This window comes from Pseudoalteromonas sp. BDTF-M6 (assembly GCF_018334135.1).
GTDB lineage: Bacteria > Pseudomonadota > Gammaproteobacteria > Enterobacterales > Alteromonadaceae > Pseudoalteromonas.
The window spans coordinates 606,699-617,109 of the sequence record NZ_JAGXTQ010000003.1 but is presented as its reverse complement, the minus strand read 5'-3'; the positions used below and the strand labels follow the sequence as shown (position 1 = coordinate 617,109).

Here is a 10,411-nt window from a genome sequence, read left to right as displayed (position 1 = left end):
TGATTACATAGAGATGTTTTATAATAGCAAACGAAAACATGGTTCCAATGATTTGCTATCACCAGTAGAGTATGAGAACCGTTACCAAGAACGGCTGAAACGTGTCTAGATTAGCGGTGGCGATTCATACCCACCCTTGATATTGATCCCACTTTAATACCAGTTGAGCTGTGATGTCGAATTCATCACCACTGTTACCAACACCATCAGGATCGATGCTTATACTATCACCTCTATAGAGTGATTCGGGTTCATAAGGTGGGGCTGGAAAGAAGTAGCTATATGGTGTAACAGACAGCGGGGAAGCGCTTAAATATGATATGTAGTCGTAATACTCGTCGAAGGTCACAAGCTCAAAGGCGTAGTTTCCTGCAACTGCAGGCTCAATTGAGAACCCGGCACCTTGACCAAAGTAGATAAATTCAGGGTCATCCATTGCAATGGGCGGATTTTCTTCTACTGGCACACCGTCTATTTGTAAGCGAATACCGTAGTAGAAACCTGAACCTTGCTCCCAGGTGACGCGCAAACCCATATTTATCATCGGGTCATATTGGACATACAAGCTTGTTGGCAATACGCCGGTGCCAGGCACGGGCTCGCTGACGCTTGCAGTTAGATTTTTTCGCAGTTCACCGCCTAGTTTAAAAATATGGTAATCAAGTGTTGAAGCTGAGCTTTGGAGCGGCAGTTCGTAAACCGGTAAGTCAGCTACCAAAGGGACGTTTTTGGGCACGTCTTTTCGGTCTATTTTTTTAAATTGACTGACATCAAACTTAAAGTGTTTCCTTTTTTGGAAGTTGCTTCGCCTGTTGGGGTCGAAATCTTTCGCATGGTGTTGTGGTGATTGAGCGCCTTGATTGCTTTGCTCTTGAGCATAAGCGGGTGGTTTTAGTTGAGTGGAACTGATTAAAACTAATGCGATGAATACTTGCGGTAGTTTGGAGTTGAATTTGTTTTTAGACAAGTTAAACATAGATCCCTTTCCTTGGTGGGCTAGATGAATTACCTAATTAACAAATATTCAACAACGGTGCCTATTTCTCAATCAATAAGTTGTACCAATGTGTATCAATCTCCCCAAGTTGAGAGGGCTTCTCGTCTCTTGTCACCAAGACTACGCTTAAGCCTTTAGTTTTCGGTTCGAAAGCTAAGTTAGGTAAGTTCCCTCGTTAGGAAACTGAGTCGCTATAGTGCTCGCTACTCTATTTTAAAGTAATAAAGTTGCATACCGATACCGCTCTGACTATGATGAAATTTCAATCGGTTAGGGCGATTTTTATGGCTTCGAAAAAGACGGGTTTTCCGAGGCGCAGTTTTCGAAATGGATTAAAGAGGGGCGCGGCAGCGGCGAGGAAGCCGACTACAAGTCTTGGCTGACAGTGCGTGATTTTCCCTCGCTCGGGCGCGTCCATCGCGTGTTCGGCCATAAGTCGAAACGTACTCACCATTTGTTCTCCGATCTTGAACTGGCCGCCTTTTTGCTGCTGGAGTGGCACAGCGAAGTCACTCAAATCCGTGAACAGTTTCCGTTGGAGCGAGATACTACCCGTCAGTTGGCTGTCGAGGCTGGTATTAGGCACTCTTATATTGCAGGCGTAGACCAGTATATGTCGTCGGATTTTCTGAGCGACTAGAGCAGCGAACAAGAACCCAGATTCGTATGGCAGGCCAAGTATGCGTCGGCGCTCGACGATGCCCGCACGGTCGAAAAGCTGGAAGTCTAACGCAGATACTGGGTGGAGAAAGAGTATCCCTTCTATCTAGTTACCGAACGGGAAATATAACGGATTATAAGTTTTATCCGAGCTACGAGTTCAAACGAGAGAAGTTGCGGTGAGTGGACGATTTACTGACAAAGCTAAAATCATAGTATGAAACTTTATTACTTAAAATAAGCTCCATTTCGGAGCTTGATCTCATTTTGGTATGATACTTTATTTTTTCAGCGGCGAAGTTGCCTGCCAAAAAACAATATCTGCAGAAGAGTCCAGTATGATACTTTATTACTGACCCACAGTTGGGATTTTTCAATTTGGTTGAAATAGAATGTACTTTTCAGTTTTCTTAGACTTCAATAATAAATAGTAGTTGTGGCGCTTACCTACTTTTTTCTTGGTAGCGCCATACCCCGAGCGCTGAAACAGGAAGATTGAATAATGAATGGAATGACACATCAAAATAATGGAAGTCACCCTACCTTTAAAGATTTAGTAAAAATCAAAGATAACCGCTTCATCGATTTAGGAGAGCTGCCTCATGATAAACTAGAAGCCGCTTTTTATTTTGCATGCTATCACCTTGGACAACACCAGCTCGCAGATGAAACAATAAAGAGAATCGATGATCCTGGGGATAAAGCTGACATAGTTATAAGAGCATGGGACATAGCATATTGCCGTCTAGGGAAAGGGGCCGCAAAAAAAGTTACCACAAAGAAAGCTAAGAAGATGTTTTCCAAGCATCCTGGCGTTGCCGGTGATTTTATCGAAACGTCAGTCCCAAGACTGTGGCTTTCCATTGAGGAAAATTCTCTCAAAAATATGCCTTCAAATATCGTCAGCGTAGTAATACCACCTTTGGACTCGCACGCTCTAGTCAATAGAACGGACCTACCATCTCATCGAGTTATTACACTCGATGAACTTAAAAAAATACAAGCTGAGTTGTTAAAAGCGCCTTCAAATCAATACACCGGGATTTTATAAAAGCTTTATTGAACCGGGATGCTTGGTGGAGTTCAAATAATATAGAGGGCGATTTTATTGAACGCTCTCAACTAGTTTTTACTCTCAAATAAAGTGAGCCAACTAATTATGTTTGTGAGCCCGTTTTCACCTAATGTGAGTCCTTTCGCAGCTAAAGTGCGTCAGAGAGCGGGCTTATTTGCGGTTAATCTGAGCCGGAAATGCCAGATATATTCGAGTCGGAGGGATTAGGTTCGTAAGCCGCTACAGATAAGTACATTACTAAGCCCAAGTCTGAGAGGGGCAGACCCCTAATTAAGCACATAGATGGCTTCTTGTGCCGACATAACCCGTCACCCCATCTTGAGAATTTCACATTCGGTCAGAGCTAGTCTAATTACTTACCTTTAAAATCGGGAACTTACTAAAGCCGAAGTTGAGCGTCAGGGTGACAATTTCTTTGCCGTTAAACTTGCGTTCGAACTTCATCGGGTTGATAAATTCGCAGTTACCAAGAATGGCCACAAAATGCGTGTGATTAAGAGAGCGGCCGCCGCTTGAGCTGTTTTCTACGGTAACGATAACCTGGCGCTCGCCCTCGTCCGAGCTCATTGAGTAATAATCTAAGAGTTCAAACTCGTTTTGAAACGGGTGCAATTCCTTGTCGTTATCGCAATAGATTTCGCTGTTTTTAAACGGCGTATTATCCAACCTTAGGGTCTTATCGGCGTCTTCGGTTTGCCCATAAGTCGATGCCATAAGCAGCGACAAAGCAAAAGCTTTTGTCGTTATGTTCTTCATAGATTCTTCCTTTTATTTAGCGTCTGTGAGCGACTGGGCTCGCGCTCGCTCGATGCCGTTGCTGTGAATCACACATTGAAGTGACCTGCTCTTATCTAGGGGCATTTTCAATCCTGTATTACCTGTATTGATAACAAAGCATACGCACTTTTGCCAGCTTCGATTTTTATCGCAACACAGCTTCCTATTTGCACGCCCGGTGCCGATCTTTTCGTTTGTGCATAGTTACTTTCGATTAAAAATTCCTTTACAATTCAACTGGCTAGATTCAGGATGCATGGTATGAACATAAGATTGAAACAAGATATCAGCCTGACGAGGTTACATCATTATCGCTAATTGGGTTAAGGACAACGTATGGGTCTTCATATCACCACCACAATTCTGAGCAGCGCTTTGTTTTTGCTTAGTCCTAGCGGTTATAGCTTGGCCGACACAACACACAGTAAAGCCCCTTTACAGCCCGCCCATGCGAGTGTGAAGTCACAAGACCTAAGTACCCTAAGTGCCGCCATCAAAGCGCTGATTGATGATGCATCACAGCCATTTAGCGGCAGCGTGATTTTGCTTGAAGATGGTAAGGCGCAATTAGCACTGCAAAAAGGCGAGGGGATTGACCAAAATTCCAGTTTCGTTGTGGCATCCCTTTCTAAACAAATCACTGCCACCTTGGTATTACGAGCTGTTGATGCCGGTAAGCTGGATTTAACGCGCTCACTCAATAGTTATCTTTTTGCAGATGAAACCGACGGCGGCGCTAAGCAAAATGCTGTTGAGCAGCACAGATACGACGAGCGAATTACCCTGCATCATCTGCTCAGCCACACATCAGGCGTTGATGCTTTGGGTAAAGCCAATCGCTTTGCGCCCGGGAGCCAGTTTCAATATTCCAACCATGGTTATGCCCTTTTAGGTCTGGTACTTGAAAAGGTAAACAAGCAAGCATTCGCTGAGCAGGTGGCGCAATTCGCCAAGGACAATCAGCTTAATGCGCTGTACGCCAAAACAGGGAGTATTGAGCATATTCGTCGCAACCTGCCGACACTCGCCGTTGGCTTCGATGAAGCCGAGACGCTAATTCCTGCGAACATAGATATCGACGGATCCTTACTGCCTGGTGGAGGCTTGATAGCCTCGGCACCGACTTTTGCCTCGTTTGCGCATCAATTACATTCCGGCGAATTGCTCAGCCATAAAAGCTATGAACTGATGACGCGCGCGCATACCAAGATGGAGTTTTTCTGGCCGAACATGAGCTATGGCTATGGTCTAAGGCTCAACAGTGACGACGACCTTACAGAATACAGCCACACCGGATATTTACCCGGGTATATGTCCATGTCGCTTCACTATCCGGAATTTAACCTGAATCTTGTGATGCTGGAAAACATCTCCCTCAATCTAGTCGATATTAACCGGGTCATGGAGTTACATACTCAGATACGCGAGGCCGTTCGCGCTTATTTACTGCATAAAAAAGGCTAATTTTGGTCATCAGCTTGGAAGGGCATGTGCATTGAATTTGGCATCAATAGTGCCCATTGGGTGAGAAATAAGTGAAAAAGTGTGGGTTATCTTTGTAATTGTGGCCAGAGTCCTTTAATCTTCGCATCCGAAACCTTTTCTGGTGAAATAACCGTCAGCCGTATTTTGCCACCCATACCGAGTTTATATGACCAACAAACAATCAGCGCCAGTGACCACTTCTATTCAATCCGACGATAATATTCAATTTAGCGACCTAGGCCTGCAGCCACAACTACTGCAAGCGGTGGAGCAGCAGGGCTATAAGCACCCATCGCCTATTCAGGCCAAAGGCATACCCGCGGTATTATCCGGTAAAGATGTGATGGCGGCAGCGCAAACCGGCACGGGTAAAACGGCTGGATTCACCTTACCCATGCTGGAAATACTCAGTAAAGGCCAGCGTGCGCAAAATAATAATGTTCGCGCCCTGGTGCTGACACCCACGAGAGAGCTCGCGGCGCAGGTCGGCGAGAGCGTTGCAACCTATGGTAAGCAGTTAGCACTGAGTTACTCCGTGGTATTCGGTGGGGTGAAGATTAACCCACAGATGATGCAGTTGCGCCGCGGCGCAGATATCTTGGTTGCCACCCCAGGACGACTACTCGATTTGTATCAGCAGAACGCCATCAAGTTTAATCAGCTCGAAATGCTGGTGCTGGATGAAGCCGATCGCATGCTGGACATGGGCTTTATTCACGATATTCGCAAGATAATTAAATTGCTACCGGCAAAGCGTCAGAACTTACTTTACTCGGCGACCTTTTCCGATGAAATTCGCGATTTAGCCAAGACCATAGTGACTGATCCGCTCGAGATTTCAGTCGTACCGCCCAATACAACGGCGAAAACCGTTGAGCAGTGGGTGTATCCGGTCGATAAATCCCGTAAAACGGCCTTGTTGAGCCATCTGATAAAAGAAAATGATTGGCAGCAGGTACTGATATTTAGCCGCACCAAGCACGGTGCCAACCGTATTGCCCGTAATCTAGAAAATCGTGGCATCCCGTCGACGGCAATTCACGGCAATAAGAGCCAGGGCACCCGAACCAAGGCCTTGGCCGGGTTTAAAGACGGCAGCATACAGGCGCTCGTTGCCACGGATATAGCCGCGCGAGGCATAGATATAGATCAATTGCCCTGTGTGATTAACTACGATCTTCCCAACATTGCAGAAGACTATGTGCACCGTATTGGTCGAACAGGCCGAGCTGGGGCTTCTGGTTTGGCTATTTCTTTTGTGATTGCCGATGATGCGAAAGATCTAAATGACATCGAAAACCTAATCCAGCAATTGTTACCAAGAAAAGTAATTGCCGGATTTGAGCCAACGAATGAGTTGCCTGAAAGTACCCTCAAACCGCTTAAGCCAAAGAAACCGAAGAAGCCGAAAAAACCTAAAGTGAGTGCTGACGGTCAAGCTCAGGCTTCAGAAAGTAACGCACAAAATGCGCCGGCTAAAAGCAAAGAACAAACCGATAGACGAGGTCACTCCCACCACGCTAACAAAGCGCGCCGTCGTCCTGCAAACTCAAATAACCAACGTAAGCAAAGTGGCGCAGGGAAGGGGCAAGGCCAAGGGAAGGGACAAAGTCAGGGTGAAGGTCAAGGTAGAAGAAGTAATCAGTCTCGAAATAGACGCCCTGCTGGCAGGTAATCATTAATTAGCCAGCGTTGTTTGGTTGCGGCTGGAATAGAGATGGGTGTTCACATCACCCATCTTATAAAGAAAGATTGGAATCATCGTTCCGGCTCTTGAGCGCGTTGGCGCTCAAGCTCTGCAGTTAGTTTGCCTAGGTTATGCTGGCTAAACACCTTGATGCTCTAGCAAGGCACCAGTTACACCTAAACCTTCTACTTTCGTGCCACTGAAACTGCCATCGTATATCCGTGTGCTGCCGCATGACGGGCTACCTTCAGCGAGTATCGTGTATCTAATTCCCAGTTGCTGGCAAACGCTCAGGGCATTGGCAGCCCCCTTTACAAACTCAGTGGTAACATCAACACCATCGTCGCCTACCACCAAGGCATTTCCTTGTAACATATCAATACCTTGCCCGTTTTTTATTTCTGCTGGGGCTCTAGGGGGTGGTAACCCAGCGGAGACTGCTGGGCAGAGCGTAACAATCTGGGTGTGCGTAGTCAGCCAGTTAAAGTCAGCTTAGGAAATTGCGAGGCAACTGAGCGCACCTTGTTACCTAACAAACATGCGCTAATGAGTACTTTTTCGCGCTGTTTAGGCATCTTACTTCACTTCACACAATGCCTGATTGAGGCCGTTGCTGACTTTATCCACCAAGCGCATGAGTTCGAGCGCTTCTTCGTTGTTGATGTTATCGAAGTTGCAGCGCATTTGTTTGGGGATTGCGAGCGCCTTGTCTTTGGCCGCTTTTCCTTGTTGGGTAAGGAGCACACGTTTTACGCGCTTGTCGTGCTCATCGCTGACAACATTGAGTAAATTCTTTGTTGTGAGCTTTTTGAGGATCAAGCTCATGGCGCCGCCATCAATCCGTGTTTTTTGTAGTAGCTGATGTATGGTTATGTTGTCTTTTTCCCACAGCGCCATCATCACGACATATTGCGGATAAGTGATACCTAACTCACTCAAAAGCGGCCTGTAGGCGCGTGCAAACGCGTTCGCTACCGTATAAAAGCGGTGACAGAGCTGGTTGTCTAATTTAAGAATATCGTCGGTCATAGCGTCTCCTGTTTTGTTATTTTGCATGCAAAATACTTGATCTTCAACCTAAGCGCCTCTATTATTTTCTTTGCATACAAAATAAATTTAAACTTTAGAGTGAAATTGGAGACAAAAATGGCTTTAGACAACGTACTTTACACAGCAAAAGCAACGGCAACAGGTGGTCGTGACGGTTCGGCAAAATCTGATGATGGTCGTCTTGAGGTCGGTTTATCTGTTCCTAAAGGTTTGGGTGGTGATGACGGGCAGGGCACCAATCCAGAGCAGTTATTCGCTGCGGGTTATGCTGCATGTTTTATTGGCGCATTGAAAAAAGTGGCTGGCGACCAAAAAATCAAGTTGCCGCGCGATGTGTCGATCACCGGTGAAGTGTCGATTGGTCCTAAAGGTTCGGGCTTTTCAATCGATGCAAAGCTAACGATTAATTTAGGCGACATGGACAAAGAGCAAGCGCGTGCGCTGGTTGATACAGCCCATCAAGTATGTCCTTACTCAAATGCAACGCGCGGCAACATTGATGTTGAACTTGTTATTGCATAAATCTTAGCGGCGGGTTGAAGAAGTATAGATCATATTTTTACTAACTTAACTTCGCCGTAAAAGCACAAAAAAAAGCGTGGCTCACCTCAGTGGCCACGCTTTTTTATTCAGTGGGTTTTAGGTTATTCGGCGGCTTTCTCACCGTGTTTTTCAAACCACCACAGAATGTACGCCACTTTTGCCATCAAGTTAGATGGGCGCGCGGTGATGCCATGAGAGGCATCGGGAATACGCACCATGGCGGTGTCTACCCCTTGCAGCTTAAGGGCCTGATAAAACTGCTCGGTTTCCGATATCGGCGTGCGGTAGTCGGCTTCGCCGGTGAGCAGCATGGTCGGGGTTTTTACGTTACCCACATAGCTGATGGGTGAACGTTCCATGTAGTGCTGCATATGATCCCAAGGTTTTCCGGGGAACCAATAATCGGTAAAGAAGGGGTAAAAGTCCGCGGTAAGCACAAAGCTAAACCAGTTGATCACCGGCTTGGCAACCACGGCCGCGGCGAAGCGATCGGTATGGCCTACGGTCCAGGCCGTTAACACTCCACCGCCGGAGCCGCCGGTGACGAAGAGTTTATCTGTGTCGATAAAGCCTTTGTCGATCAGGGCATCCACTCCGGTCATCAAATCGTCGTAATCGTTACTTGGGTAGTTGTGGTGTATGGTTTGCGCAAATTGCTTACCGTAGGAGTCGCTGCCCCGTGGGTTCATATACAGCACCACATTGCCTTTGGCGGCAAAGAGTTGGGCTTCGGCGCTAAAATGCGGGCCATAGTTGGCCACCGGGCCGCCGTGGATTTCCAAAATAAGCGGGTAGCGCTTTTCGGCATCAAATTCCGGCGGGTAGACCACCCAGCCCTGAATGCCCAGACCATCGTGCTTGGACTTTACCCAGAGCTCTTCGACCTTACCCAGGGTTTTATCGCCCAACGCATCCTCGTTTAATTGTGTCAGGCGACGGGTACTGCCGCGTTTATTAACGGCCACATCCGCAGGGCGCTGGGTGTCGGCCAGGGTAAAGGCCACATCACCGTTAGCGCTTACGTCAAAGTCGCCGCCGGAGTAGGGGCGGCCAAAAGAGACGCTGCCAATTTGCTCGGTGAGCACCTTACGCTTACCGCGCAGCGGCTGATAGGCGAGGGTGGTTTGGCCCTGATCGTCATAGCTAAAGTAAAGGCCGCGGCCATTGTCCGCCCATTGGATCTGCTCTACCGAGCGGTCCAGATCGGCGGTGAGGCTTTGGGTGTCGGCGTTGCTTAAATCGCGAATATACAGCTGGGCGTTTTCATAGTTGGTGCCCTTATCGTCGTAACCCACGTAGGCAAGGTAGCGGCCGTTGGGAGACACACTTGGGTTTCTATCCGGGCCAATACGGTCTGTTATTGCGTTGATTTCCTTGCTCTTTAGATCAAGGCTGTAGATTTCCGTGTTAATGGGTTTAAGGTCGTGCTCGCGGTGGCGGTTGGCGGCAAAATACAAGGTGTTGCCATCCTCGCTAAAGCTGAGGGCACCCCCGTGGTCAAAATCCCCCGAGCTTAACTGGGTGGCGTTGCCACCATCGGCGGGAATGCTAAACAGGTGGCTGTATCCTGCCTTGTTGTACCCGGCACCGTCGGCGCGGTAGTACACATCATCGATAAACACAGCCGGGTCCGCCCATTGGGCGCCCTCGGGTTTACCCGGTAAGTTAACCGGATGTTTGGCTTTGGCGGGGACAAACATGCTGAACACCAGTGATTTACCATCCGGCGTCCAGGTCGGTTGCGATGGACTTTGGGTGAGATTACTGATTTTGCTGAGCGCACCCGTACTTAACCATTTCACATAGAGCTGCGGGCTGCCGTCGCGGGTCGAGATGAAGGCCAGACGATCCCCGCTCGGTGAAAGCACCGGAGCAAAGTCCTGATGCACGCCGCTGGTCACCGGCTGGAGCTGCTTAGTGCCGCTATTCACTTGCCAAATATTGCTGAACTTGCGGTCGGTTTTTATATCCATGCGGTTGCGCACAAAGTACACCGTTTCACCATCGTCACTGATGTCGATTTGATTGGCATATTCGAGATTAAATACGTCTTCCAGTTGCAATGGGGATAGGTCGTTTGCCATCACACCCGGCGACAACGCGAGGCTTAAGGCACAAGCCATTTTGGTGATCTTCA

General features: G+C 47.7%; 11 protein-coding genes. 5 read left to right on the top strand and 6 right to left on the bottom strand.

All coding sequences use genetic code 11. From position 1 onward, the window contains the following. Positions 1-109 (top strand): IS3 family transposase (locus KD147_RS09910; RefSeq protein WP_212547736.1); only part of this gene is annotated, 109 nt, incomplete at its 5' end. A gap of 15 nt (positions 110-124) precedes the next feature. Here KD147_RS09910 and KD147_RS09905 read toward each other — a convergent pair. Beyond that, complete coding sequence (locus KD147_RS09905) at positions 125-976, bottom strand: hypothetical protein (RefSeq protein WP_212547705.1); 852 nt, start codon at positions 974-976, stop codon at positions 125-127. A gap of 283 nt (positions 977-1,259) precedes the next feature. Continuing rightward, positions 1,260-1,583 (bottom strand): hypothetical protein, encoded by a 324-nt coding sequence (locus KD147_RS16855; RefSeq protein ID WP_249319183.1) that lies wholly within the window; start codon positions 1,581-1,583, stop codon positions 1,260-1,262. 576 nt (positions 1,584-2,159) lie between these two features. Between KD147_RS16855 and KD147_RS09895 the strand changes: the two genes are divergently transcribed. Next, positions 2,160-2,708, top strand: coding sequence for a hypothetical protein (locus KD147_RS09895; RefSeq protein WP_212547703.1), 549 nt, complete (start codon positions 2,160-2,162; stop codon positions 2,706-2,708). 372 nt (positions 2,709-3,080) lie between these two features. Here the strand turns inward: KD147_RS09895 and KD147_RS09890 are convergent, their stop codons facing one another. Further along, positions 3,081-3,488, bottom strand: a complete 408-nt coding sequence (locus tag KD147_RS09890; protein WP_212547702.1) for a hypothetical protein — start codon at positions 3,486-3,488, stop codon at positions 3,081-3,083. A 357-nt stretch (positions 3,489-3,845) separates the two neighbouring features. Here KD147_RS09890 and KD147_RS09885 point away from each other — a divergent pair, with 357 nt between their 5' ends. Both KD147_RS09885 and KD147_RS09880 read left to right on the top strand, forming a co-directional pair. Continuing rightward, positions 3,846-4,973 carry a serine hydrolase domain-containing protein gene (locus KD147_RS09885; RefSeq protein ID WP_212547701.1) on the top strand — a complete coding sequence of 376 codons (1,128 nt, stop codon included), beginning with the start codon at positions 3,846-3,848 and terminating at the stop codon, positions 4,971-4,973. Positions 4,974-5,214: 241 nt separating this feature from the next. Beyond that, positions 5,215-6,669: a DEAD/DEAH box helicase gene (locus KD147_RS09880; RefSeq protein WP_212547735.1), complete on the top strand. Its 1,455-nt coding sequence runs from the start codon at positions 5,215-5,217 to the stop codon at positions 6,667-6,669. A gap of 150 nt (positions 6,670-6,819) precedes the next feature. On the opposite strand, the gene KD147_RS09875 is transcribed toward KD147_RS09880, so the two are convergent. Then, the gene (locus tag KD147_RS09875) at positions 6,820-7,140 is read right to left on the bottom strand and encodes a 2-thiouracil desulfurase family protein (protein ID WP_349304688.1); all 321 of its coding nucleotides are present in this window, start codon (positions 7,138-7,140) and stop codon (positions 6,820-6,822) included. A 117-nt stretch (positions 7,141-7,257) separates the two neighbouring features. Next, positions 7,258-7,737, bottom strand: coding sequence for a MarR family winged helix-turn-helix transcriptional regulator (locus KD147_RS09870; protein WP_249319105.1), 480 nt, complete (start codon positions 7,735-7,737; stop codon positions 7,258-7,260). 90 nt (positions 7,738-7,827) lie between these two features. Between KD147_RS09870 and KD147_RS09865 the strand changes: the two genes are divergently transcribed. After that, positions 7,828-8,253: an organic hydroperoxide resistance protein gene (locus tag KD147_RS09865; protein ID WP_212547700.1), complete on the top strand. Its 426-nt coding sequence runs from the start codon at positions 7,828-7,830 to the stop codon at positions 8,251-8,253. A gap of 122 nt (positions 8,254-8,375) precedes the next feature. Here the strand turns inward: KD147_RS09865 and KD147_RS09860 are convergent, their stop codons facing one another. Next, positions 8,376-10,397: a S9 family peptidase gene (locus KD147_RS09860; protein WP_249319180.1), complete on the bottom strand. Its 2,022-nt coding sequence runs from the start codon at positions 10,395-10,397 to the stop codon at positions 8,376-8,378. Between the last annotated feature and the right edge of the window lie 14 nt (positions 10,398-10,411).

What these genes read in the sequence shown, in the direction of transcription:
- KD147_RS09865 (WP_212547700.1), top strand. Translation starts at nt 7,828, where the DNA reads ATGGCTTTAGACAACGTACTTTACACAGCAAAAGCAACGGCAACAGGT.
- KD147_RS09905 (WP_212547705.1), bottom strand. Translation starts at nt 976, where the DNA reads ATGTTTAACTTGTCTAAAAACAAATTCAACTCCAAACTACCGCAAGTA.
- KD147_RS09895 (WP_212547703.1), top strand. Translation starts at nt 2,160, where the DNA reads ATGAATGGAATGACACATCAAAATAATGGAAGTCACCCTACCTTTAAA.
- KD147_RS09860 (WP_249319180.1), bottom strand. Translation starts at nt 10,397, where the DNA reads ATGGCTTGTGCCTTAAGCCTCGCGTTGTCGCCGGGTGTGATGGCAAAC.
- KD147_RS09885 (WP_212547701.1), top strand. Translation starts at nt 3,846, where the DNA reads ATGGGTCTTCATATCACCACCACAATTCTGAGCAGCGCTTTGTTTTTG.
- KD147_RS09870 (WP_249319105.1), bottom strand. Translation starts at nt 7,737, where the DNA reads ATGCAAAATAACAAAACAGGAGACGCTATGACCGACGATATTCTTAAA.
- KD147_RS09890 (WP_212547702.1), bottom strand. Translation starts at nt 3,488, where the DNA reads ATGAAGAACATAACGACAAAAGCTTTTGCTTTGTCGCTGCTTATGGCA.